This is a genomic window from Nocardiopsis sp. iso_238, assembly GCF_056173325.1.
Genome location: NZ_CM149668.1, coordinates 4,199,637 through 4,222,690 on the forward strand (window position 1 = coordinate 4,199,637; position 23,054 = coordinate 4,222,690).

General features: G+C 72.1%; 22 protein-coding genes. 3 read left to right on the top strand and 19 right to left on the bottom strand.

Annotated elements, in window-relative coordinates; translation table 11 throughout:
- Positions 1–2: 2 nt before the first annotated feature.
- Entirely contained in the window at positions 3–908 is a 906-nt protein-coding gene (locus tag AC0VYL_RS19040) for a LysR family transcriptional regulator (RefSeq protein WP_475481032.1), read from the bottom strand.
- A 113-nt stretch (positions 909–1,021) separates the two neighbouring features.
- Here AC0VYL_RS19040 and AC0VYL_RS19045 point away from each other — a divergent pair, with 113 nt between their 5' ends.
- Both AC0VYL_RS19045 and AC0VYL_RS19050 read left to right on the top strand, forming a co-directional pair.
- The gene (locus AC0VYL_RS19045; RefSeq protein WP_475454645.1) at positions 1,022–1,921 is read left to right on the top strand and encodes an alpha/beta fold hydrolase; all 900 of its coding nucleotides are present in this window, start codon (positions 1,022–1,024) and stop codon (positions 1,919–1,921) included.
- Between the two features lie 60 nt (positions 1,922–1,981).
- On the top strand, positions 1,982–3,040 hold the full coding sequence (locus AC0VYL_RS19050) for a tartrate dehydrogenase (RefSeq protein ID WP_475454647.1): 1,059 nt from the start codon (positions 1,982–1,984) through the stop codon (positions 3,038–3,040).
- Between the two features lie 53 nt (positions 3,041–3,093).
- Here AC0VYL_RS19050 and AC0VYL_RS19055 read toward each other — a convergent pair whose 3' ends face one another.
- The 14 genes from AC0VYL_RS19055 to AC0VYL_RS19120 form a co-directional block, all read right to left on the bottom strand.
- Positions 3,094–3,552 (bottom strand): DUF4282 domain-containing protein, encoded by a 459-nt coding sequence (locus tag AC0VYL_RS19055; RefSeq protein WP_475481033.1) that lies wholly within the window; start codon positions 3,550–3,552, stop codon positions 3,094–3,096.
- Between the two features lie 192 nt (positions 3,553–3,744).
- On the bottom strand, positions 3,745–4,491 hold the full coding sequence (locus AC0VYL_RS19060; protein ID WP_378741264.1) for a YebC/PmpR family DNA-binding transcriptional regulator: 747 nt from the start codon (positions 4,489–4,491) through the stop codon (positions 3,745–3,747).
- The gene (gene pdxT, locus AC0VYL_RS19065; RefSeq protein ID WP_475454651.1) at positions 4,488–5,096 is read right to left on the bottom strand and encodes a pyridoxal 5'-phosphate synthase glutaminase subunit PdxT; all 609 of its coding nucleotides are present in this window, start codon (positions 5,094–5,096) and stop codon (positions 4,488–4,490) included. The genes AC0VYL_RS19060 and pdxT overlap by 4 nt, the downstream gene beginning before the upstream one ends.
- A 42-nt stretch (positions 5,097–5,138) precedes the next feature.
- Positions 5,139–6,050 (bottom strand): pyridoxal 5'-phosphate synthase lyase subunit PdxS, encoded by a 912-nt coding sequence (pdxS, locus tag AC0VYL_RS19070; RefSeq protein WP_475454653.1) that lies wholly within the window; start codon positions 6,048–6,050, stop codon positions 5,139–5,141.
- 262 nt (positions 6,051–6,312) lie between these two features.
- Complete coding sequence (locus AC0VYL_RS19075; RefSeq protein WP_475481034.1) at positions 6,313–6,786, bottom strand: hypothetical protein; 474 nt, start codon at positions 6,784–6,786, stop codon at positions 6,313–6,315.
- A gap of 44 nt (positions 6,787–6,830) precedes the next feature.
- Positions 6,831–8,027: a glycosyltransferase family 4 protein gene (locus tag AC0VYL_RS19080; protein WP_475481035.1), complete on the bottom strand. Its 1,197-nt coding sequence runs from the start codon at positions 8,025–8,027 to the stop codon at positions 6,831–6,833.
- A gap of 62 nt (positions 8,028–8,089) precedes the next feature.
- Entirely contained in the window at positions 8,090–9,040 is a 951-nt protein-coding gene (locus AC0VYL_RS19085) for a phosphatidylinositol mannoside acyltransferase (protein ID WP_475481036.1), read from the bottom strand.
- A 46-nt stretch (positions 9,041–9,086) separates the two neighbouring features.
- A complete protein-coding gene (gene pgsA, locus AC0VYL_RS19090; protein WP_475463141.1) occupies positions 9,087–9,722 on the bottom strand; it encodes a phosphatidylinositol phosphate synthase in 636 nt (211 codons plus the stop codon).
- Positions 9,723–9,855: 133 nt separating this feature from the next.
- Positions 9,856–10,431 carry an HIT family protein gene (locus tag AC0VYL_RS19095; protein WP_475454661.1) on the bottom strand — a complete coding sequence of 192 codons (576 nt, stop codon included), beginning with the start codon at positions 10,429–10,431 and terminating at the stop codon, positions 9,856–9,858.
- 147 nt (positions 10,432–10,578) lie between these two features.
- Positions 10,579–12,249 (bottom strand): DUF885 domain-containing protein, encoded by a 1,671-nt coding sequence (locus AC0VYL_RS19100; protein ID WP_475483540.1) that lies wholly within the window; start codon positions 12,247–12,249, stop codon positions 10,579–10,581.
- A 136-nt stretch (positions 12,250–12,385) separates the two neighbouring features.
- Positions 12,386–12,982 carry a GTP-binding protein gene (locus AC0VYL_RS19105; protein ID WP_378741247.1) on the bottom strand — a complete coding sequence of 199 codons (597 nt, stop codon included), beginning with the start codon at positions 12,980–12,982 and terminating at the stop codon, positions 12,386–12,388.
- A 34-nt stretch (positions 12,983–13,016) separates the two neighbouring features.
- Complete coding sequence (locus AC0VYL_RS19110; RefSeq protein ID WP_225942487.1) at positions 13,017–13,433, bottom strand: DUF742 domain-containing protein; 417 nt, start codon at positions 13,431–13,433, stop codon at positions 13,017–13,019.
- A gap of 98 nt (positions 13,434–13,531) precedes the next feature.
- The gene (locus AC0VYL_RS19115) at positions 13,532–13,933 is read right to left on the bottom strand and encodes a roadblock/LC7 domain-containing protein (RefSeq protein ID WP_014909276.1); all 402 of its coding nucleotides are present in this window, start codon (positions 13,931–13,933) and stop codon (positions 13,532–13,534) included.
- A gap of 232 nt (positions 13,934–14,165) precedes the next feature.
- Positions 14,166–17,411, bottom strand: a complete 3,246-nt coding sequence (locus tag AC0VYL_RS19120; RefSeq protein WP_475454664.1) for a sensor histidine kinase — start codon at positions 17,409–17,411, stop codon at positions 14,166–14,168.
- A gap of 794 nt (positions 17,412–18,205) precedes the next feature.
- Between AC0VYL_RS19120 and AC0VYL_RS19125 the strand changes: the two genes are divergently transcribed.
- On the top strand, positions 18,206–19,264 hold the full coding sequence (locus AC0VYL_RS19125) for a D-alanyl-D-alanine carboxypeptidase family protein (RefSeq protein WP_475483541.1): 1,059 nt from the start codon (positions 18,206–18,208) through the stop codon (positions 19,262–19,264).
- A gap of 21 nt (positions 19,265–19,285) precedes the next feature.
- On the opposite strand, the gene AC0VYL_RS19130 is transcribed toward AC0VYL_RS19125, so the two are convergent.
- The 4 genes from AC0VYL_RS19130 to AC0VYL_RS19145 form a co-directional block, all read right to left on the bottom strand.
- On the bottom strand, positions 19,286–19,951 hold the full coding sequence (locus tag AC0VYL_RS19130; RefSeq protein ID WP_475481037.1) for a hypothetical protein: 666 nt from the start codon (positions 19,949–19,951) through the stop codon (positions 19,286–19,288).
- A 95-nt stretch (positions 19,952–20,046) separates the two neighbouring features.
- Positions 20,047–20,271, bottom strand: a complete 225-nt coding sequence (locus AC0VYL_RS19135) for a hypothetical protein (RefSeq protein ID WP_475454670.1) — start codon at positions 20,269–20,271, stop codon at positions 20,047–20,049.
- Between the two features lie 108 nt (positions 20,272–20,379).
- Positions 20,380–21,411, bottom strand: coding sequence for a LacI family DNA-binding transcriptional regulator (locus AC0VYL_RS19140; protein ID WP_475454672.1), 1,032 nt, complete (start codon positions 21,409–21,411; stop codon positions 20,380–20,382).
- Positions 21,412–21,552: 141 nt separating this feature from the next.
- Positions 21,553–22,950, bottom strand: coding sequence for a GH1 family beta-glucosidase (locus tag AC0VYL_RS19145; RefSeq protein ID WP_475454674.1), 1,398 nt, complete (start codon positions 22,948–22,950; stop codon positions 21,553–21,555).
- Between the last annotated feature and the right edge of the window lie 104 nt (positions 22,951–23,054).

Here is a 23,054-nt window from a genome sequence, read left to right on the forward strand (position 1 = left end):
GTTCACGGCCGGGCGGCGGCGTGCTCGACGAAGGCCCGGGCGGCGGCGTGCTCGACGAAGGCCCGGGCGGCGGCGGTGAGCGGGCCCCGGCGGCTGATCAGGGCCACGTGCAGGTGGTCGGTGGGGACCAGGTCCAGGACGAGCACCCCGGCCTGCTCGGCGAGGCCGCGCCAGGCGTCGGTGACCACGGCCAGCCCCGCACCGCCCAGGACCAGCGGCAGGATCGACACCCGGTGCTCGCTCTCCACGGCGATGTGGGCGTCCAGGCCCTCGGCCAGCAGGCGGTCGGCGAACCGGCGCATGCCCGAGCCCTCGTGGCCGACGATCAGGCGGTGTCCGGTCAGCTCGTCGACGGGGACCGGGGCACCCGGGGAGAACGGGCCGCCCCGGGGCGCGAGGAGGACGAAGGCCTGCCGGACCAGCGGGTGGACGTGCACCTCGGTGTCCCGGAGCGGGGTGTCGGTGGCGACCACGCCGAGCTCGCAGGCACCCGTGCGGACCATCTGGACGGCGTCCCGGTTGGTCAGGGCGCCCCGGATGGACACCGACACCTCGGGGTGGCGTTCGGTGAAGCCCGCGACCAGCCCGGTGAGGGGTTCGATGGACTGGGTGGGCAGGGCGGCCACGTCCACGCGGCCCCGGCGCAGCCCCCGGACCGCCTCCACCGCCGAGCGGGCCAGGTCGAGTCCGCGCACGGCCTCGCGGGCGGGTTCGACGAGCGCGTGTCCGGCGTCGCTGAGCACGAGGCGGCGGCCGATCCGGTGGAAGAGGTCGCTGCCCAGGTCACGTTCCAGCGTGCGGATCGCCTGGGAGAGGGAGGGCTGGGACAGGTGGAGGGCGGCCGCGGCGCGGTTCACCCCGCCGTGGTCGACGACGGCGAGGAAGTACTCCAGCTGACGCACGTCCACGTCACCCCTCCGCCCGGTTCGTCCTTCGCTGTCCGATCCTATAGGCCGTGCCTATCAGCGCTATCGACAACCGGTCTTGGACGGGCGCCGTGCCGGGCTGCTGTGATCAGGACATGAACGACCGACTTCTCCCCGGTTTCACCCGGCACGACGTGGAGGTCGAGGGGCTGCGCCTCAACGTCCGCCGGGCCGGAGAGGGACCCCCCGTCCTGTTCCTGCACGGCTACCCCCAGACCCACCTGATCTGGCACCGGGTCGCCCCGCTCCTGGCCGACGGTTTCAGCGTCGTGCTGGCGGACCTGCGCGGCTACGGGGACAGCGACAAACCGCCCTCCGACCCCCGGCACCTGACCTACTCCAAGCGGGCCATGGCCCGGGACCAGTACCTCCTCATGCGTGAGCTGGGCTTCGACCGCTTCGCCGTCGTGGGACACGACCGGGGGGCGCGGGTCGGACACCGGCTGGCGCTCGACCACCCCGAGTCGGTCACCGCCTTCGCCGCCCTGGACGTGGTGCCCACCCGGTACGCGTTCGAGCACGCCGACGCGGACTTCGCCACGGGCTACTACCACTGGTTCTTCCTGACGGCGGGCCACGGCATCCCCGAACACCTCATCGGGCGGGACCCCGGGTTCTGGGTCCGGACCCGTATGAACGCCCGCCACCACGGCGGTTCCGCGTTCGACCCCGAGGCCGTGGACGAGTACGTGCGCTGCTTCGGCGACCCCGCCGCCATCCACGCGTCCTGCGAGGACTACCGGGCCGCGGCCACCGTCGACCTCGAACACGACCGGGCGGACGCGGGGCGCCGACTGGAGTGCCCCGTCCTGCTCCTGTGGGGCGACCACAGCTTCGTCGGACGCCACTACGACGTGCCCGGCGCATGGTCCGAGTACGCCTCTGACCTGCGCGGACACGGCCTGGACTGCGACCACTACGTGCCCGAGGAGGCGCCCGAGGCCACCGCCGCCTCCCTGCGCGCCTTCCTGGGCGAGCACACCGCCCGGGCCTGACCCCGGGTTCCCTGCCCCTCCCCCGCCCCTCGACCGCCCACCTCATCCGATGGAGACCCCATGAAGCAGTACCGCATCGCCACGATCCCCGGAGACGGCATCGGCGGTGAGGTCGTCGCCCCCGCGACCGCCGTCCTGGACCGGGTCGCGGCCCACCACGGGTTCGCCCTGACCTACGACGAGTTCGACTGGTCCTGCGAGCGGTTCGCGCACACCGGCGCGATGATGCCCGAGGACGGCCTGGACCGGATCCGCCACCACGACGCCATCCTCCTGGGAGCGGTGGGCTGGCCGGGCGTGCCCGACCACGTGTCCCTGTGGGGCCTGCTCATCCCCATCCGCCGCGAGTTCCACCAGTACGTCAACCTGCGGCCGATCACCGTCCTGGAGGGCGTGCCCAGCCCGGTGACGCGCGCGCTGCCCGGCGAGGTGGACTTCGTGGTGGTGCGGGAGAACAACGAGGGCGAGTACTCCCGTGAGGGCGGCCGCTTCGACCGGGGCACCCCCCGGGAGCGCGCCGTGCAGGAGTCGGTCTTCACCCGGAAGGGCGTGGAGCGGGTCCTGGAGTACGGCTTCGACCTCGCGGAGCGCCGCGGCGGCCGGTTGACCTCGGCCACCAAGTCCAACGGGATCGTGCACACCATGCCGTTCTGGGACGAGCTGGTGGCGGAGCGGGCGGCGCTGCACCCGGACGTGGTCTGGGACCAGGAGCACATCGACGCCCTGGCCGCGAAGGTCGTGCTGGACCCGGCCAGGTTCGACGTGATCGTCGGCTCCAACCTGTTCGGTGACATCCTCAGCGACCTCGCGGCGGCGGTCGCCGGCGGGATCGGGATCGCCCCGTCGGCCAACCTCAACCCCGAACGCGAGTACCCGTCGATGTTCGAGCCGGTGCACGGTTCGGCGCCCGACATCGCGGGTCAGGGGGTGGCCAACCCGCTGGGGGCGCTGTGGTCGGCGTCGATGATGCTGGACCACCTGGGCCGTCCCGAGGCGGGAGGGCAGATGATGGACGCGGTGCGCGCCGTCCTGGCCGAGGGCCGGGTGCGCACCCGCGACCTGGGCGGCGAGGCGGGGACCGACGAGTTCACCGCCGAGGTCCTGCGCCGCCTCCCCTGACGTCCCCGGGTCGGCGGCCGTCAGCCGCCGACCCACCGGATCAGGGAGACGTCCTAGAGGCCGCCGCGCTTGCGCAGGGCGCTGAGGTCCTCGCTGATGCGGAAGACCACGATGAGCAGTTCCAGGGTGATCCGGGCGACCAGCACGGAGACCGCCGTACCGATGAAGGTCCCGATCAGCATGAAGAAGCCGAGGACGCCGAAGTCCTGGTCACCCATGAGCGAGATGGAGCTGACCAGGCCTGCCAGGAACCCGAAGGCGATCAGGACCAGCCACAGGATGTAGACGATCCTGATGATCCGGGAGGTGATGAACTCCCGGAAGGAGAAGTCGAAGAGCGCGCCGAAGAAGCCCGGGGTCTTCTGCACGGGCTGGGCGTAGGCACCGGGCTGCTGCGCGGGCTGCTGGTAGTACTGGCCGCCCGGGTAGCCGCCGGACTGGGGCTGCTGGGGAGGCTGCTGCCCGTAGGGCTGCTGCGAGGGGTCCGGGGTGTACTCCGGGGGTTGGCTCATGGGGGTTCCTTCGCCGGTTGTCGGGGGAATCGCCGCGCCCCTGTCGGGGGTGGTGCGCGGTACCACGTACTGTACTCAATCGGACACCGCCCCCGCCCTTCCGTTTCCGGACACGGGAACGCCCGTGGCCGCGCCCCCGTTTCGGGGGTGCGGCCACGGGCGTCGACGCGTGGTCCCGTGCGGGCCCGGGCCTCAGAGCTCGGCCATGACCTCGTCGGGGATGTCGGCGTTGGTGAAGACGTTCTGGACGTCGTCGGAGTCCTCCAGCGCGTCCACGACCCGCATGACCTTCTTGGCGCCCTCGGCGTCGACCGGGACCTCCATGGTCGGCAGGAAGCTGGAGTCGGCGGACTCGTAGTCGATGCCCGCCTCCTGGAGCGCGGTGCGGACCGGGACCAGGTCGGTGGCCTCGCAGACGATCTCGAAGGCCTCTCCGAGGTCCTCGACCTCCTCGGCACCGGCCTCCAGCACCGCCATGGTCACGTCGTCCTCGGTGGTGCCCTCCTTGGGCACGATCACGACGCCCTTGCGGTTGAACATGTACGACACCGAACCGGCGTCGGCCATGTTGCCGCCGTTACGGGTGACCGCCACGCGCACCTCGGAGGCGGCGCGGTTGCGGTTGTCCGTCAGGCACTCCACGAGCAGAGCCACGCCGCCGGGGGCGTACCCCTCGTACATGATGGTCTGCCACTCGGCGCCACCGGCCTCCTCACCGGAGCCGCGCTTGCGGGCGCGCTCGATGTTGTCGGCGGGCACCGAGTTCTTCTTCGCCTTCTGGATGGCGTCGTAGAGCGTCGGGTTCCCTTCGGGGTCCCCACCACCGGTACGCGCGGCCACCTCGATGTTCTTGATCAGCTTGGCGAACAGCTTGCCGCGCTTGGCATCGATGACGGCTTTCTTGTGCTTGGTGGTGGCCCACTTGGAGTGGCCGCTCATGCAAGTCCTTTCACGATGTCGACGAAGAGGCGGTGGATACGCGTGTCGCCGGTGAGTTCGGGATGGAAGGACGTCGCCATCAGGCCGCCCTGTCGTACGGCGACGATCCTACCGGCCTCGTTCGGGCCGGAGACGCTACCGAGGACCGACACCCGCGGGCCGACCGACTCCACCCAGGGCGCGCGGATGAACACGGCGTCGAAGGGGTCGTCACCGATCCCGTCGATCCGCACGCCGGTCTCGAAGGACTCCGTCTGGCGTCCGAAGGCGTTGCGGCGCACCGTCATGTCGATGCCGCCCACGGTCTCCTGGTCCGCCGTTCCCCCCAGAACACGGTCGGCCAGCATGATCATCCCGGCGCACGTCCCGTAGACGGGCATACCGTCCGCGACCCGTGCGCGCAGCGGCTTCATCAGGTCGTACCGGACGGCGAGCTTGGACATGGTGGTCGACTCGCCGCCCGGGATCACCAGGCCGTCGACGGTGTCGAGCTGGTCGGCGGACAGGACCCGCGCGGTGCGGGCGCCCAGGTCCCGCAGCATGTGCGTGTGTTCGGCCACGTCGCCCTGGAGGGCGAGCACACCGATGGTGGGGTTGGCGGTCACGTACTGCCTCGTCGGTCGTGGGTTCGGCGGTCGGGGCTCCGGCTACCAGCCACGACCGGCGTAGCGCTGGGAGTCCGAGAGCTCGTCCAGGTTGATGCCGACCATGGCCTCGCCCAGGCCGCGCGAGACGCGGGCGATCACGGCCGGGTCCTCGTAGTGCAGGGTGGCCTGCACGATGGCGTCGGCGCGCTTGGCGGGGTCGCCGGACTTGAAGATGCCCGAGCCGACGAACACGCTCTGGGCGCCCAGCTGGCGCATGAGCGCGGCGTCGGCGGGGGTGGCCACGCCGCCGGCGGAGAACAGCGGGACGGGCAGCTTGCCCAGGCGCGCCACCTCCTTGACGATCTCGTACGGGGCGCGCAGCTCCTTGGCGGCGCCGAACAGCTCGGGCTCGTCCAGGGTGCCCAGGCGCTTGATCTCACCGTTGATGGAGCGCATGTGGCGGGTGGCCTCGACGACGTTGCCGGTACCGGCCTCGCCCTTGGAGCGGATCATGGCCGCGCCCTCGGCGATCCGGCGCAGGGCCTCACCGAGGTTGGTGGCGCCGCAGACGAAGGGAACGGTGAACGCCCACTTGTCGATGTGGTACGCCTCGTCGGCGGGGGTGAGGACCTCGGACTCGTCGATGAAGTCGACGCCGAGCGACTCCAGGACCTGCGCCTCGACGAAGTGTCCGATCCGGACCTTGGCCATGACCGGGATGGAGACCGCCTCGACGATGCCGTCGATCATGTCGGGGTCGGACATCCGGGCGACGCCGCCGTCCTTGCGGATGTCGGCGGGGACCCGCTCCAGGGCCATGACGGCGACGGCACCGGCGTCCTCCGCGATCTTGGCCTGCTCGGGCGTGACGACGTCCATGATGACGCCGTTCTTGAGCTGCTCGGCCATGCCGCGCTTGACGCGCTGGGTACCGACGGCGTTGTCGGAGGTGTTCGCTGCGTTGGTGGCCACGGTGGTGGTCTCCCGTTCGTTCGGCTGACTGGGGGCCAGGACCCGCTCTCCGGACGCCCGCGCGGCCGGGAGCACGACCTGGGTGCGACGCGGCGCGGCGCTCCCGACGACCGCACGCGCACACGCGGGCACCGTCGGTGGCGCGCACCGGGTCGACCAACGTCCCATCCTAGTTCCACCCGATTCGCCGCCTTTGGCCAGGCTGGAGTATCGGTGTGTGACGTGTGGCCACCCCGTCCGCACAAGGGGACCGGGCCCCGGTTCAGCGCCGGGGCGGCCGGTCGTCCATCTCGAAGTAGTCGGGCAGCGCCGCGGTGCCCGCCAGACGCAGGAGCCGGACCAGTCGGGAGAGGCGCGCGCGACGCGTGTCGGACACGGCGTCGTTGTGGAACACCCGGGCCAGGTACACGCCGCGCGCGGCCACCGTCACCTCGTCCAACCGCTCCGGGTCGGGTCCGCCGTGCGGACGGTCCAGGGCGGCGCGCAGTGCCTGGGAGAGTCGGCTCTCCGCGAGTTCGCGCCCTCCCTCCCCGGCCCGGCGCGCGCTGTTGGCGGCGGCGGCCAGTTCCCGCGCCTCCCCCGGTTCCAGGCCGGGGTCGGCCGCCAGGTCCAGGACGGCGGCGGCCCGGCGCAACAGGGCGGCGTCCAGGGCGGCGCGCGCGGTCTCCACCCGGTGGTGGAGTCGGTCGAGCCGGGTGGCCCGCCACGACAGGTAGAAGCCGAGCAGGACCAGCACGAGCAGGATCGACGCGACCAGTGTGACGAAGCGAACGTCCTCGATCAGGGCCGCTCACCCCGAGGCCTCGGGTGTCCGCGCCGCGCCGCGCCGGGGGCACGGGGGCCGCCGTCCGCCCGTACCCCGGGGTGGCCCCGGTCGTCCCACGACAGGACGGTCTCGTACACGTGGGCGATGTCGGCGGCGACCGTGGCCCAGTCGTAGGCGCGCACCGCGCCGCGCGCGGCCTCCGACAGCGCGGCCCGGCGTTCGGGCGAGTCGAGCAGGGCCCCGGCGCGTTCGGCCAGGTGGTCAGGGTCACCGACCCGGAAGAGCTCCCCCGCGGCGCCGTCGTTCAGGACGGCGGCGAAGGCGGGGATGTCGCTGGCGACGATCGCGGCCCCGGACGCCATCGCCTCGGTCAGGACGATGCCGAAGCTCTCCCCGCCCAGGTTGGGCGCGCAGAAGACGTCGGTGGAGTGGTAGGCGCGGACCTTGTCGGCGTCGTCGAGCCGCCCGAGGAGCACCACGCGCTCACGCACGGAGTCGGGGACCCCGGACAGGTCGGCCTCCCCCGGTCCGGCCACGAGCAGCCGCAGCCCGGGGCGGTGCGGGGCCATCCGGGAGAAGGCCTCCAGGAGTACGGCCAGGCCCTTGCGGGGTTCGTCGAGTCGGCCCAGGAACCCGATGGAGCCGCCCCGCCCCGGCCAGCCGGGCAGCGGTTCGGCCTGCGCGAAGCGGCGTACGGACACCCCGTTGGGGATGAGCACGGCGTCTCCGCCCACGTGTTCGACCAGGGTGCGCCGGGCCGCCTCGGAGACGGCCACGCGGGCGTTGATCTTCTCCAGCGCCGAGCGGAGGGCGCCCGAGCTCGCGGCCATGGCGCGTGAGCGCGGGTTCGAGGTGTGGAAGGTCGCCACGACGGGTCCGTCCGCCGCCCAGCAGGCCAGGAGGGAGACGCTGGGCGCGGCGGGTTCGTGGATGTGCAGCAGGTCGAAGCGGCCCTCGGTGATCCACCGGCGGACCCGCGCGGCCGTGCGCGGCCCGAAACTGAGGCGGGCCACCGAACCGTTGTAGGGCACCGGGACCGGGCGTCCGGCCGGGACCAGGTACGGCGGGATCGGGTGGTCGGGGTCACCGAGCGGCGCCAGGACGGAGACCTCGTGGCCCATCGCGCCCAGCGCCTCCGCGAGGTCGCCCACGTGCTGCTGCACCCCGCCGGGCACGTCCCAGGCGTAGGGGCAGACGATCCCGACGCGCATCCCGCTCCCTTCCTCCTCTGGGGTCGTGTCGTCCGGGGGTCCGGTCCGCGTCAGCGCCCGGATCACCGCCGCGCTTCCAGGGCGGGCGCGACCGCCGCCTCGGCCTCGTGGCGGCGGACGCGGTCGGCGTCGTGGTCGGCGCTGAAGACGGCCTGGAGCATGTGCCAGTTCTCGGGGTGCTCCGCGATGGCGCCCTCGAAGACCCGGACCAGCGCCTGGGTGGTGTCGTGGACGCGCCGGGTGCGGGAGCCCTCGGTGGCGACGGGGACCTCGTCGTGGACGCGGATGTTCCAGTACGGGCCGTCGTACCAGAGGGAGACCGGCATGAGGGCGGCCCCGGTGTTCAGGGCGAGCGCGGCGGGCCCGGAGGGGACGCGCGCCCTCTCACCGAAGAGGTCCACCTCCAGCCCGGTGCCGTTGACGTCGCGGTCCGCGAGCAGGCACACCAGACCGCCCTCGCGCAGGCGGCGGGAGAGCACCCCGACGGTGTTGGCGGCGCCTCCGGTCAGTGGCAGGACCTCCATCCCCAGGGACTCCCGGTAGGAGGTGAACCGCTGGTAGAGGCTCTCGGGGCGCAGCCGCTGGGCCACGGTGGTGAGCGGGGTGCCGCGCGCGGCCATCCACGCCCCGGCGTGGTCCCAGTTGCCCATGTGCGGCAGTGCCGCCACCACGCCGCGCCCGGACCGGACGTGCTCCTCCAGCACCTCGATCCCGGTCTGGCGGGTGCGGGCGAGGAGGTGCTCCCGGTCCATGGCGGGCAGCCGGAACATCTCGTAGTAGTAGCGCATGTAGGAGCGCATCCCCGCCTTGGACAACGCCCTGAGCTGCGCGTCCGTGGCGTGCGGCCCGACCGGCCTGCGCAGGTTGCGCTCCAGCCCCCGGGTGCCGTCGTTGTGGGTGCGCCAGGCCCGGTCGGCCAGCCCCTGGAACACCGCCCGGCCCGCCGCCTCGGGTGCGCGGCGGACGAGGGTCCACCCCGCCGAGTAGGCCAGGTCGGCCATGCGTTCGTCCACGTCGTCTTCCTCGTCCTCTGGTGCTTCGGTCCCTTCGGGGGTGTGGTCAGGCGCCGTTGCTGGTCTTCTCGCCGTCGCCCTCGCCCTTGTCCTCGACGAAGCCGGGGTCGTTGAGGCGGGCGCGGGTCTCGACGAGGCGCTGGAGGACGGTGAGCAGGCTCATCACGGCCAGCAGCCAGAGGCCGCCCGCGAGGATGTACGGCACGCCGAGCTCGCTGAGGCCGACCGCCACGAGCACGATGATCAGGCGTTCGGTGCGTTCGGCCACGCCGACGTCGCAGTTGACGCCCAGGCCCTCCGCCCGCGCCTTGATGTAGGAGACCATGAAGCCGCTGATCAGGCAGAACAGGGTGAGCCCGGCGAGCATGGGATCGTCGCCCTCACCCACGAACCACCACATGAGCCCGGCGAGGATCGCGGCGTCGGCCACACGGTCGAGGCTGGAGTCGAGGAAGGCCCCGAAGGCGCTGGCGCTGTCCTTGGCCCGGGCCACCGCCCCGTCGAGCATGTCGAAGAGCGCGAAGACGGTGATGACGACCGAGCCCGCGTAGAGCTGGCCTCGGGGATAGAAGTAGAGGGCACTGACGACGACACCGGTGGCACCGACGATGGTGACGATGTTGGGCGTCAGGCCGATGCGGGCCAGGCTCCGGCCGAGCGGAGCGGTGACCCGGGAGGTCAAGGGGCGAAGGATTCTCAGCATGTCTTCTAGTGATCGTAGGGCGGGAACGGTCGTCGGGGTGGGAGCCGCACCCACTGGGGGTGGCGTCGACCACGGGGAGTCGGTGGGATGGGGGGTTCGGGTGGTCCCGGCCTCACTTCCGGGGCCAGAGCTCGGCCAGCCTGGAACGGGTCCGCTCCAGCATCTCGGGCAGGACCCGGGTCTGTCCGATCACGGGCATGAAGTTGGTGTCGCCGCCCCAGCGGGGCACGACGTGCTGGTGGAGGTGGGCGGCGATCCCGGCACCGGCCACGGTACCGAGGTTCATGCCGACGTTGAAGCCCCCGGGGCCGTAGGCCTCGGTGAGCGCCCGGATCCCGGCCTGGGTGAGCGCGGCGACCTCGGCGGTCTCCGTCCCGTCCAGCGCCGTGTACTCGGAGACGTGCCGGTAGGGGCAGACCAGCAGGTGACCGCTGTTGTACGGGTACAGGTTGAGGACCGCGAAGGCGGACCGGCCGCGCGCGACCACCAGGCCCTCCTCGTCCGGCAGTCCGGGGGCGCGGCAGAAGGGGCAGCCGTCGTCGGACCCGGGTCCGGTCGGCTTCCCCTCGCCCTTGACGTAGGCCATGCGGTGGGGTGTCCAGAGCCGTTCGTGGCCGTCCGGGGTTCCGGTTCCGGCGCCGGGAGGCGCGCCCGCACCGCTCACGGGTTCGTCGTGGGTACCGCGCATGGCTCGTCCGCTCCCCTCGCCTGACCGCTTCGTGCCGCGCGTCCAGCATAGGAGCGCCCGGTGGGTGAAGCGCCGGACCCGGCGCCCCGGGGGTGGCGCGGCGGGGCTGCGGCACGCCCCCCGGGTGGCGCGCCGCGGTCTGCGGTCTCAGAGCCCGAGCAGGGTGCGCAGGTGGCGCGGGGACGGGTTGCCGTGGGCCAGCATGGCGTCGTGCAGGCGGCCGACCGGCTCGTCGGGGCGCGCCAGGGCCAGGTCGCGGGCGATGTCGGAGACCTCCGCGTAGCCCACGTAGTAGGTGGACAGCTGGGCGCTGGTGAGCAGGGCGCGCCGCCACTTGCCGACGGCCTCGCCCTCCTCCTGGTGGCCGCGTTCGGTCAGCAGGGCGACGGCCTCGGACTCGGTGAGGTCCCCGGTGTGCACCCGCACGTCGAGGATGGCGTTGAGGACGGCCCGCAGCCGCATCTTGAGCTGGACCAGACGCAGCCCCAGGTTGGCGCGGCGGGTGGCGGGATCGGCGCCGCCGGACCACCCGTGCGCGGCCAGGACGCCCTCGGCGTGCACCGCCCACCCCTCGACGAAGGTGCCGCTGCTCAGTACCGAGCGCACCCGGGTGTGGCCCCGGTGGCGCCCGGCGTGGGCGAGCTGGAGGGCGTGCCCGGGCAGGGCCTCGTGGACCATCAGGTTGCGCAGCATGCCCGCGTTGTACTCGCGCAGGAAGGACGCCCGGCGCTCGGCGGGCCACTCCTCGGGCGGCGGTGCCACGGCGATGAAGGTGGGCTGCGAGGAGGCGTCGGGGTCGAGCGCCCCGGGCGCGTCGCAGTAGGCCACGGCCACGCCCCGTCGGGAGGTCGGCATCGGGATGACCTCGACCGGGTCGTCGTGGACGGTCGCGAGGTCCAGTTCCCGGACCCGGGCGTAGAGGTGCGCGAGGGCGTCCGTGCAGGACGGGACGACCCCCTCCGGGCCGATCTCGAACCCGTCGGCCAGGGCGGAGAGCACCTCGGCCACCTGACCGGGACGACGGGGCTCGCCCGCGTACTCGGCGGCGGCCTCGGCCAGGGCCTCCTCCGTGGCCAGGAGGTCGCTCTCGGCGCGCACCAGGAGCGCCTCCGGGGAGAGTTCGGAGTCGAGCGTGTACCAGAGCTGGGCGGCGAACGCCCGGGCGCCCAGACGCGGGTTCCCGGTGGCGAACTCCAGCTCGGCGCGCATCCAGGAGGTGTACTCGTCGAGCGCGGCCAGGGCGGCGGCCCGCGCGGGTTCGAGCTCCGAGGCGTGTTCGGGGTGCCGGGCGGCCAGGGCGGGGACGTCCTCGTCGAGCATCGTCCGGGCGCCCTCCAGCTGCCCCAGGGCGGTCTCCACGTGCACGCGGGGCATGCCGGGGCCCTCGGACAGGCGGACGCGCGCCGTGTCCAGGTAGGCCGGCAGGGCGGCGCAGCGGGCGGTCAGGGCCGCCAGGCGCTCCTCCGCGGGCAGGGTCTCCCGTTCGAGGAGGGCGTGCAGGGCCTCGCCCGGGGAGTGGACCAGGGGGTTCCACGTGTGCGGGCGCAGTTCGGTGGTGTGCCACAGGTCGGCGCTGATCCTGGTCCGGAGCATCTCCAGGTCGACCAGGTCGTCGGCAGTGAGCAGGTCCGCGTCGATCTCGTCCAGGGCACCCAGGGCGTCGGTGAGGACGCCGACGCGGCGGGAGTCGGCCTCGACGGAGTGGTCGGTCAGCCGACGCGCTCCCCGGGTGTCCCCCAGGTCCAGTGCCCACTCGGGCGCGTCCGACAACAGGGCGTCGAGCACCCGTTCGGCCACGTCTCGGAAGCGTCGGGTCATCTCGGCCGCGTCAGGCTGGGAGGAGGAGGTCATACCGCCATGATGCCAGTTCAGGGGGGACACGGACGCCCGGTTCCCGACGTGCGGGAACCGGGCCGTACTCCGTGCGGGACCCCGGGCCCGGGGCAGGTCCTGGTCAGCGCCAGGAGTTCTGGCCCCCGGTGGAGGTGGGCTGCTGCCCGGCGGCGCCCTCGGGGTCCCCCACCGTGATCGCGTGCTCGACGAGGGTGATGAGCGTCGTCTTGGTGGAGGCCTTGTCACGGGCGTCCACCTGGACGATGGGAATCTCCGGGCTGAGCGTGAGCGCGTCCCGGACCTCGTCCGCGGCGTGGGGGTAGTAGCCGTCGAACCCGTTGATGCCCACGATGAAGGGCAGACGTGCCTCTTCGAAGTAGTCGATCGCGGGGAAGCAGTCGGCCAGGCGGCGCGTGTCCACCAGCACGACCGCGCCGATGGCACCCTTGACCAGGTCGTCCCACATGAACCAGAACCGGTGCTGTCCGGGGGTGCCGAACAGGTACAGGATCAGGTCGGAGTCGAGGGAGACACGGCCGAAGTCCATGGCGACGGTCGTGGTCTGCTTGTCCGGCGTCTTGGCGAGGTCGTCCACCCCGACGCTGGCGCTGGTCATGACCGCCTCGGTCGTCAGCGGCACGATCTCGGAGACGGAGCCAACGAATGTCGTCTTCCCGACACCGAAGCCCCCGGCGACGACGATCTTGACCGACGTCATCGCGTTCCCCCCAGCACCGCCTTCCTCGGCTGGGCTAGAGCTTGCGAAGTCCACTGAGCACCCTTTCAAGCAGGTTGGTGTTGGGGCGAGCGTCGTTGTTGAGCGAAGACCTGATCTGGACCAGTCCCTGCTCGGACATGTCCGCCACAAGCACCCGCGCCACACCGAGAGGCATCCGCAACAGCGCGGAGATCTCCGCCACGGATCGCCATTCCCGACACAGGTCACTGATCGCCTGCCATTCAGGCGTCAGCGTCCCTGACTCGTTCCGGGCCGCCGCGGTGGCCGAGATCAGCGCCTCCAGTGGAAGCTGAGACTTCGGCTTGGTACGGCCCTTGGTGACCGCGTAGGGGCGCACCAGCGAACTGGGGGCGCTGCCCGGCGCGGGTCGTTGGTCATACGGTTGTTGGATTGGTCGAGGAACATCTCCGCCGCCCGGAACGGCCGGCATCCCTCCCGTGGGGGGATGGCCCGGCTGTTGTCCGAACCACGAGGCGCTCCCGGCATCTCTACTGTGAGGTGCCACCACTTCCTCCTGTCGGTGGTGGATCAGTGGATTCCCGAGGTGCGCGCCGTTGGTGTCAGCGCCCGCCCCGCCCGCTCGACGAGCAGGGTCATCTCGTACGCGACCAGACCCAGGTCGCTCTCGGCCGCCGCGAGGACGGCGAGACAGGAGCCGTCGCTGATGGCCATGATGAGCATCAGCCCCCGCTCCATCTCGACGACGGTCTGGGCGACCGCTCCACCCTCGAACACCCGGGCCGCGCCCTGCGTCAGGCTGGACAGACCAGAGGCGATTGCGGCCAGCTGGTCGGCCCGGTCGGCCGGGAAGCCCGCGGACGAAGCCAACGGAAGGCCGTCAGAGGAGACGACGATCGCGTGGGCGACATCGGGTACCCGGTCGGCAAAGTCAGTGATCAACCAGTTGAGTTCATTCACCTGTCGACTCATCTGATCTCCTGTCCAAGTTCGCCGGTCGATCTGTGGGCACTGCTACCGCCGGCACGGCATGTGACAGCACTGCCTTTGCGAACCACCCGGCCCCTCCCGTGGGGGTGACCGGGAGTCTGGTGTTCCGCTCTCGTCAAGCGATGGGTGTGGTGCGTCCGAGAAGCTCGGTAGATGCTATTGCATCCGGCTTCCGGGGCTGTGAGGGACCCCGTCCCACCACTGGCCACTTGGGTCACTCCTCTGTCGAACTGTCGCCGAGCCGGTTCCGACCGTCCCGGACACCCTTCTGGAAGCCCGAGAAGCGGTTGCGGACACGGTCCGCGCTTCGGGTGGGCATCTGCTTGAAGTTCTCCGGCTTGGGTGCGGTACCAGGAACAAGGTTTGCCTTGGGAACCCGTTTTGGCAAGCCCGAGGTGGTCAGACCACCGGCGAGCGGCTCGGCCGCGGTGCGTGCGGCCTTCCAGCCGCGGTCCGCCGCCGAGTTCCACTCCTGGTCGGAGCGGGGGTTGGCCGCGGGCTGCTGCTGGGCGGTGTCCCTGCGCGTGCGCTGGGGCTCCGGCGTGTCCTTGGGCGCCGGAGGCACCTGCTGGATCGGACCGGTCTCGGTGGTGTCCACGGTGGGACCGCCGGTCCGGCGCTTGAACCAGTTGGACTCGATCGCGTCGAAGATCGGCAGCGAGTCGGCGTCCTCACCGGACGGCGCCGCCGGGACGACGGTGTTGTTCGGGCCCTGGGCACCACCGTAGCGGCGCGACAGGTAGGCCGTGGAACCGTAGCCCTCCCGCGAGTCGCCCCCGCCCCGCCAGTTGCCCGTGGTGTTGGGTTCGGGCTGCTGGGGCTGCTGGGCCTGCGGCGGTGCCTGGTCGGGCTGCTGGGCGCCGGTGTCCCAGGAGGAGATCGCCGGGAAGGTCTCGGTGTTGTCCTCGCCGCGCGCCGGTGCCGCCGGGGTCTCCGACCTGCCGGAGCCGGTGTCGAAGGCCCCGCTCCGGTGGGTACCGGTGCCGAAGGCGTCGTAGGACTCCGTGCTCCGGTTCTCGGGCTCGGCGGACCGCCCGAAGGAGCCCGTGTCCGAGGCGGGGCGGCCGAAGGCGCCCGTGTCGGTGGGCCGGCGGAACGAGCCGGTGTCCGGGGCGCTGAACGAACCCGTGTCGGCACTGTTGCGGGGGGCCGGGTCGAACAGGCTGCGACCGGTGGGCCCCTCCTGCTTCGGCTCGTCCTCCTCGGGCACGTCGTAGGGGTCCACGACCGGGTTGGCGTTGTCGGTCAGGCCGCTGTTGGGCGACAGGCCCTCGGCGCGGTTGGGCGCCTCCCAGACCGAGCCGGTACTGGTGGTGTTCCACAGGTCCTGGCCGCTGGGCGGGTGCTCCTCCGGCCGACCGCCGACGGGCTTGCGCTTGGGCAGGCCGCCCAGGTCGCCCGCGAGGTCGCCGGACTCCTGGCTGTTCCAGGGGTCGCCCGGCTCCTCCGCGGCGGGGCTGGCGGCGAAGGCCGCCTCGGCCTCGGCGAAGGTGTCGGGGGCCCCGGCGGACAGCTCGGGACGGCTGTCGGCCCCGCCCAGGGCGTGCTGGCCCTCGACCGGGGTGATGAGCAGGTCCGGCGGGAAGACGACGCTGGCGGTGGTGCCGCCGCCGTGCGCCTCCTTGAGGCTCATGCGGATGCCGTGGCGGTGCGCCAGGCGCGAGACCACGAACAGGCCCATGCGGCGCGAGACCGCGACGTCGATGACCGGCGGGGCGGCCAGGCGGGCGTTGACCGCCGCCAGGTCCTCCGGGGCCATGCCGATGCCGCTGTCGGTCACGTCGACCTGCACGGATCCGTTGTCCATGATCTTGGCGCTGACCAGCACCTCGGTGTCGTGCGGGGAGAACGAGGTGGCGTTCTCCACCAGCTCCGCGACGAGGTGGATGACGTCGTTGACCGGGCGGCCGAGCACCGAGATGTGGGAGGGGGCGCGCACGTTGACGCGCTCGTACTGCTCGACCTCGGAGACGGCGCCTCGGAGGACGTCGACCAGCGGGACGGGCTGAGCCCACTTGCGGGTGTTGTCCTGACCGGACAGGACCAGCAGGTTCTCGTTGTTGCGCCGCATGCGCGTGGCGAGGTGGTCCAGCTGGAAGAGGTCGGAGAGGCGGTCGGCGTCCTGCTCGGACTGCTCCAGACCGTCGATGAGGCGCAGCTGCCGCTCCACCAGGGTCTGGCTTCGGCGGGACAGGTTGACGAACATCGCGTTGACGTTGCTGCGCAGTCCGGCCTCGTCGGAGGCCAGGGTCAGGGCGACGCGGTGGACGTCGTCGAAGGCGCGGGCCACCTCACCGATCTCGTCGTGGGTGTGCACCTCGATGGGGGTGACCTTGACGGACTCGGGGGCCGTACCGGCCTCCTGCATCCGGTTGATCGCCTCGGGCAGGTCGCGTTCCGCGACGCGGCGGGCGCCGTCCTCCAGGGTGCGCAGCGGGCGCACGAGGGAGCGGACCACGAGGGAGGTCAGGATGAAGACCGCCAGGAGCACGCCCGCGACGATGATGAGGTCCATGATCGTGCGGACCAGGGCCTGGCCGCGCAGGTCGTTGGCGTCGGCGGCGATGCCCTCGGCCAGGCTGGACTCGACGGTCTGGAGGCGCTCCAGGGCCGTGTCCGCGATGGCCGCGTAGTCCTCGGGGCCGTCGTTGGGGGTGACGTTGGTCAGGGGGTCGCCACGGTCGGCGCGGTACATGACGCGCATACGCATGGTGGAGACCTGGCTGACCTCCAGGCCGGTGAAGTTCTCGTCGAAGACCGCGCGCTGCTGGGGCGAGGCGGCCTGGATGAAGTTCGAGATCTCGTTCTCGTAGCGGGCCCGGCTGGAGTCGATGGCCTCGGAGATGCCGCCGGTCATCGTGTTGCGGGCCAGCGAGTGGCCCATCAGCGCGGTCTCGTAGGAGAGCTGGTCGCGGGCGTTCGACAGCGCGGTGAGGGCGCGGACGGCCTCACGGAGCTCGGTGTCGTTGGTCTCGTCCGCGATGGTCTGGTTGAAGTCGGAGAGCGACCGGGCGATGGTCCGGTACTTGGTCACGACGGGAAGGACCGTGATGCGGGTGGTGTCGACCTCGGTGCGCAGCGACTCCAGCGTGGAGAGCTGGCTGCGCATCGCGGCGAGTCGGGTCTGCGCCAGGTCGCCGTCCATCGTGCCCATGTCGTCCAGGCGGGCGTTCAGGGTGCTCTGGAGGTCGAGTGTGGCGGCTCGCTCGGTGTCCATCTCCTGGCGGAGGTCGGCGGATCGCCGGTCCGGGTCCGCGTTGTCGGAGATGTAGACGGCGCTGGCCGTGCGCTCGCGGCCCAGCTGGTTGGCCAGGTCCACGATGAGGACGCCCACCTGGGCGCGGTCCTCGATGTGCGCGTGGGTGACGGTGGAGACCGAGGCCTCGTAGACCCGCAGTCCGCCGAGCGCTAGCGCGACGGCGGTCGGGATGACGATGAGGGCCACCAGTCGGGAGCGCACCCGCCAGTTACGTGGCCGCCACCAGTTGGCTCTGCGCCGGGGCTTGGCATCGGCGTTTTCGGCCTGCGCTGCCTCGCTCTGAGCGCTGGCCCCGCTTTTCGTCGCTCGTGTCGACACGGACCCTCGCAACCTTTCGTGTCACCGCCTCGAACGGCTGTTGAACCCAGGGATCGGACCGCTCCAGACCGGAAGGTCGGCATGACCACAGTGGTCCACCAGAAGCAGGAAGCAGTGGGAATGTGGGGAGATGTGAAGACTGTCCGCCGGACTCGCCTGGGAGGAGAGGCGCCGCGCACCGACACTGTCGTGGTGCGCGTGCGGTGCATAGCGTACCAATGGGCGAGAAGGGCTCGCTTCGGGCGATTGATGCCCATCAAGCAAGATCATCCGACGCCAACCGTGGCCGTAATCCCCACCCTGTCCGCATTAGGGCCAATCCCCCAGGTCAGACTGGGCGACCGAAAACCGGCCGGACATTGAGGTAACTATTTGGACACACCGCCAGCATCCACTTCCGCGCCGCCGCTCCGTGACATCGTGACTGTCACGTATACGCAGGCCCTGAGGGGGAGGCGGAAATGCGCACCTCGTCGCGCCCAGGTTCGAGCACCCAGAGTCACCCATTCATCGCCCACGGCACTTCTCCCAGTTCACAGGAGAATCACGCGCTTCGCCGCTTTTCGGTCCACACACTGCTCCCACTGAGCACGGCGCTGCTGTTCTCCCTCACCTGCGCCGCCCCCGGCGCCGCCGACGTCACCGACCCCGGCCCGGGTGAACTGGACCGGCTGCGTGTGGAGCTCGCGACGGCGCGCGCGGAGGTCGCCGCCCTCCGGGAGGGCGCCACCGAGAAGATCCGGGCCTACGAGGAGGAGAGCGCGCGGCTGGACGAGCTCACCGGCGAGCGCGAGGCCGCCGACTCCCGCGCGGAGGCGGCCGACCTGCGCCACGAGGGCACCCGGCTGGGCGCCGCCCGTCAGGCCGCCAGCGCCTACAAGGGCGCGGACCTGAGCCTCATGCAGGCCTGGACCAGCCCCGAGGGGCCCGCCCACGCCCTCGAACGCGGCTCCTACCTCGTGTTGTTCGGGGAGCACCGCTCCGCCGACCTCGCCCGCGCCCGGGCCTCCCAGGTGGCCACCGACACCCTGGCGGAGGCGGCGGAGACCGCCGAACAGGAGCAGGCCGAGGCCACCGAGGCGGCGGAGACCGCGCGCGAGACGGCCCTGGAGGCCATCGAGGCCCAGGAGGGGCGGACCGAGAAACTCCTGGAGCAGCAGACCCGGCTGGAGGACGCCCTGGCCGACACCCGGGACCCCGGGAACGAGGAGGCGCGCCGCAAGGCGGCCCTGGCGGAGGCCCGTGAGGCCGTGGAAGGCACCGGCGGCGCCGGAGCGGGCGCCACCGGAGGGGACGACGCGGTCCCGGTGGAGGACGGCCTCGGCGGCTGCGCCGGGGACGGCGCGGCGAACGTCGAGAACGGGCGGGTGCCGGACACGCTGCTGTGCCCGCTGCCGCAGCCGGGCGAGCGGCTGAGGGCCGATGCGGCCGCCGCGTTCATCGAGCTCGACGGTGATTTCCGGTCAGAGTTCGGGCGCCCGATGTGCGTGACCGATTCCTACCGCCCGTACCACGAGCAGGTGCGACTCTTCCAGGAGATGCTCCCCGGGATGGCGGCCAGGCCGGGCACCAGCGCGCACGGCCTCGGCGTCGCCGTGGACCTGTGCGGCGGCGTGAACGAGCTCGGGTCCCCGGAGCACCGGTGGATGCTCGACCACGCGCCGGAGCGGGGATGGGACAACCCGGAGTGGGCCCGGGGCGGCTTCGAGCCCTGGCACTGGGAGTACACCCCCTGAGCCGGGGCCCGAGCGGACCGCTCAGACCTGGGAACCCACCCTGACCTCGTAGGTGCCCAGCTCACCGGCGTCCACGAAGAGCTCGTCGTCCGCCTCCAGGTCGGGGGTGGCGACGGGCAGCAGCGCGCGGACCCCTCCCGGCCCCGACACCAGCCAGTCGTGGTGGGGCTCGACCCGGCCGCGCCCGTTCTCCTCGTCGTCCACCGAGGTGCTGAGCTCCAGGACGTCGCCGGACAGCTCGTCGGAGGTGGTCAGGACGGGACCGAGGATCAGCTCCACGGGCTCGCCCGCCTCGTCCAGCCACAGGCAGGCCGGGGTGTAGGCGCTCGCGTGCCCCGATCCCCCTGCCAGGGCGGCCACGCCCACCCGGGCGGACCGCGCCTCGGGGGCCACGGGGTCGTCGACCCCCCGCACCAGTTCGGGGGCGATCGCGTACTCGCGCTCCCCCACCCGCACCGGAACCGGACCGGCGGGCCGGACCGGGGCGCACATGCGCGCCTCGGGTTCGACGATGATCTCGATCGCGCCGTCCACGGCCCGCTCGTGCGCGACCGCCAGGGCGTCGTCGCCGCCCTCCAGCAGCTCACCGAGGCTCCGGCCCCCGGGGCTGCCCATCACGTCACCGTCGTCCAGCGCGCCCACGCGCGCACCGCCACCGCTCGGTGACAGGTAGGTGACCCAGCGCACAGTTCCTCCACGTTCGGTTCACGAGCTCCGTCGGGCTCGCTGAAGTCGGGCTGGGAGCGCCCGTTGGCGCGGGGGCCGTACCCCCGTGGCGCGGGTCAGGACGCGGCCGTCGACCCGTGTTCCTTGCCGGTCCCGGCGCACCCGCGGCAGGGCTCCTCCACCCGGTGCCAGACGACCAGTCCGTTGACCTCCCGGTGCGGCCGCTCCGGCCGCCACCACCCCGTCCCGGCGCAGAACCGGCAGAGGTCGCCGTTCCGGTCGCACCAACCGCACGCGGAGATCGCGCACCTGGCGTGGGTCGGTTCCCGCGTCGACTTCATGTGCCCCCACCGTCCTCCGCGAAATCGCGACCAGCCTCGCACAGGCGGCACACGGGAGTCCAGCGGCCACGGGCGTGAACGTGCCGGTGAGCAGGGCCGCGCCAGCCCTCAGGCGGAGTCGCGCACCACCAGCCGGGTGTCGAGCAGGATGGTCTCGGCCTCCGCCGTGCGCGGGATCGCCACGTCCACGAGCAGCCGGGCCATCTCCTGGCCCATCTGGACCGTGGGCTGGTGGACGGTGGTCAGCGGCGGGTCGCTGTGCCGCGCCATGAGGGTGTCGTCGAAACCGACGAGGGCGACGTCCTCGGGCACGCTGAGGCCGCGTTCGCGCAGCGCGCGGATGGCACCGACGGCCATCATGTCGGAGGCGGCGAAGACCGCGTCGGGCTCGCCTCCCTGGTCCAGCAGCCGGGCCATGGCCTCGGCTCCGCCCTCCACGCTGAAGTCGCCCTGGACCACCAGGCGCTCGTCCACCTCACGGCCCGCCGCGGCCATGCTGTCGCGGTAGCCGCGCAGGCGTTCCACACCGGCGTTCATGTCCTGCGGCCCGGTGATGGTGGCGATCCTGGAGTACCCGGCGTCCAGCAGGTGGCGGATGGCCACCCGGGCTCCGTCGAGGTTGTCGATGTCGACGCAGAACGGCGCGGGCTGGGCCTCGGAGTAGGGGCGTCCGCCGTGCACCACGGGCACACCGGACTCGGCCAGGCGCGAGGTGAGCGGGTCGTCCCGGTGCAGCGACACCAGGAGGGCGCCGTCCACGTGCGAGCCGCTGAGGTACTCGCCCACGCGCTTGTGCTCGGCCTCGCCCCGGGCGGTGGTGAGCATGAGCTGGAGGTCCCGCTCGTGCAGCACCGAGCTCACCCCGCGGATGATGTCCGCGAAGAAGGGGTCCGCGAACAGGCGGTCCCGCGCCTCGGAGACGACCAGCGCGATCGTGTCCGTACGTCGCGTGACCAGGGTCCGCGCCGCCTGGTTGGGGCTGTACCCGAGCTCGGCGATCGCGGCGTGCACGGCCTCACGGGTCCTCGGACTGACCTGGGACGACCCGTTGATCACCCGGGACACGGTGCCGCGGCCGACCCCGGCCCGTTCCGCCACCATCTCCAGGGTCGGCCGCTGCCGACCGCCACTCTTGGCCACTTGTGGGCTCCTTGGACGTCGTGCCGCCGGTCGCCCGGGCGGCGGTTGTGTGTGCGGTCGGGCACGGGTCGACCACGCGAGCGTTCGCGGGGTCCCGTCGTACGGGCTCCCCGCGAACGCTCGCGGTCCACCACCGGTGGTCTACCGCTCGGGGAACCGTCCGGTCCTGGCCAGCTCCGCGTACCAGTGTCCGGTGTCCTTGACCACGCGCTCCTGCGTCTCGTAGTCCACGTGGACGATCCCGAACCGGCGGGAGTATCCCCATGCCCACTCGAAATTATCCAGAAGTGACCAGGCGAAGTAACCGCGCAACGGTACCCCGGCGTGGATGGCCTCCCTCGCGGCCCGGAGGTGACCCTCGTAGTAGTCGGTCCGGTCGGGGTCGTGGACGGCGCCGTCCTCGCTGACGGTGTCCTCGAACGCGCAGCCGTTCTCGGTCACGTACAGGTCGATGCCGCCGCTCTCGCCCGCCAGCCGTTGGAGCACGTCGTACAGGCCGGTGGGGTCGATCTCCCAGCCCATGTGCGTGACGGGCAGTCCCTGGGAGACGTGCACCTCGTCGGGGCCCGCGCCCAGCCAGGCGTCGCCGTCACCGCTGACCAGGGCGGGGTCGATGCCCTTGGCCGAGCCGGCGACGAACTCGGGCGAGTAGTAGTTGACGCCGAGGAAGTCCAGGGGCGTGGAGATGGTCTCCAGGTCGCCGTCGCGCACGAACGAGAAGTCGCTGACGTCGACGAGGTCGGCCACCACGTCGGCCGGGTAGGCGCCCTTGAGCAGGGGGTCGGTGAAGATGCGGTTGCGCACCCCGTCCGCGCGGCGCGCCGCCCGGGCGTCGGCGGCGTTGGCGCCGTGCGGCCGGATGACCGCCTGGTTGTGCGCCAGCCCGATCTTGGCGGGGTGACCGGTGGAGCGGATGGCCTCGGCGGCCAGGCCGTGGCCGAGCAGCAGGTGGTGGGTGGCGGCCAGGGCGGCGGCGGGGTCCCTGCGGCCGGGGGCGTGGTGGCCGTTCTCGTAGCCGAGGAAGGCGGCGCACCAGGGTTCGTTGATGGTCATCCAGTGGGTGACCCGGTCTCCGAGTGCCTCCGCGACGACCCGTGAGTAGTCGGCGAAGCGGTACGCGGTGTCCCGGGCGGGCCAGCCTCCGGCGTCCTCCAGGGGCTGGGGCAGGTCCCAGTGGTAGAGGGTGGCCCAGGGTTGGACACCCGCCTCCAGGAGGCTGTCGACCAGGCGGTCGTAGAAGTCGATCCCGGCCTGGTTGACGGGACCGGTGCCGTCGGGGACGACGCGCGGCCAGGCGACGGAGAAGCGGTAGGCGCCGAGGTTGAGCCGCCGCATGAGGGCGACGTCCTCGGCGTAGCGGTGGTAGTGGTCGTCGGCGGGGTCACCGGTGTCCCCGTTGAGGACCTTGCCGGGGGTCTCGGCGAAGGTGTCCCAGATGCTGCGGCCTCGACCGTCGGCGGTGGTGGCGCCCTCGATCTGGAAGGAGGCGGTCGCCGCCCCCCAGAGGAAGCCTTCGGGGAAGTCGTTGGGGTTGCTCACTGCTTCGTTACGCACCTTCCGTGGTGGGTGGACCTCACTGGGAGCGCTCCCATTCACCGAAGCAGACACCCTCACGCGAGTCAACGGAGTGACGCCTCCCCGAG

Bases quoted from the DNA above. Each gene is read 5' to 3' on its own strand.
- AC0VYL_RS19105 (WP_378741247.1), bottom strand. From the start codon at position 12,982: ATGACGTCGGTCAAGATCGTCGTCGCCGGGGGCTTCGGTGTCGGGAAG.
- AC0VYL_RS19050 (WP_475454647.1), top strand. From the start codon at position 1,982: ATGAAGCAGTACCGCATCGCCACGATCCCCGGAGACGGCATCGGCGGT.
- AC0VYL_RS19100 (WP_475483540.1), bottom strand. From the start codon at position 12,249: ATGACCCGACGCTTCCGAGACGTGGCCGAACGGGTGCTCGACGCCCTG.
- AC0VYL_RS19110 (WP_225942487.1), bottom strand. From the start codon at position 13,433: ATGCCGGCCGTTCCGGGCGGCGGAGATGTTCCTCGACCAATCCAACAA.
- AC0VYL_RS19045 (WP_475454645.1), top strand. From the start codon at position 1,022: ATGAACGACCGACTTCTCCCCGGTTTCACCCGGCACGACGTGGAGGTC.
- AC0VYL_RS19060 (WP_378741264.1), bottom strand. From the start codon at position 4,491: ATGAGCGGCCACTCCAAGTGGGCCACCACCAAGCACAAGAAAGCCGTC.
- AC0VYL_RS19135 (WP_475454670.1), bottom strand. From the start codon at position 20,271: ATGAAGTCGACGCGGGAACCGACCCACGCCAGGTGCGCGATCTCCGCG.
- AC0VYL_RS19095 (WP_475454661.1), bottom strand. From the start codon at position 10,431: ATGCGCGGTACCCACGACGAACCCGTGAGCGGTGCGGGCGCGCCTCCC.
- AC0VYL_RS19115 (WP_014909276.1), bottom strand. From the start codon at position 13,933: ATGAGTCGACAGGTGAATGAACTCAACTGGTTGATCACTGACTTTGCC.
- AC0VYL_RS19055 (WP_475481033.1), bottom strand. From the start codon at position 3,552: ATGAGCCAACCCCCGGAGTACACCCCGGACCCCTCGCAGCAGCCCTAC.
- AC0VYL_RS19080 (WP_475481035.1), bottom strand. From the start codon at position 8,027: ATGCGCGTCGGGATCGTCTGCCCCTACGCCTGGGACGTGCCCGGCGGG.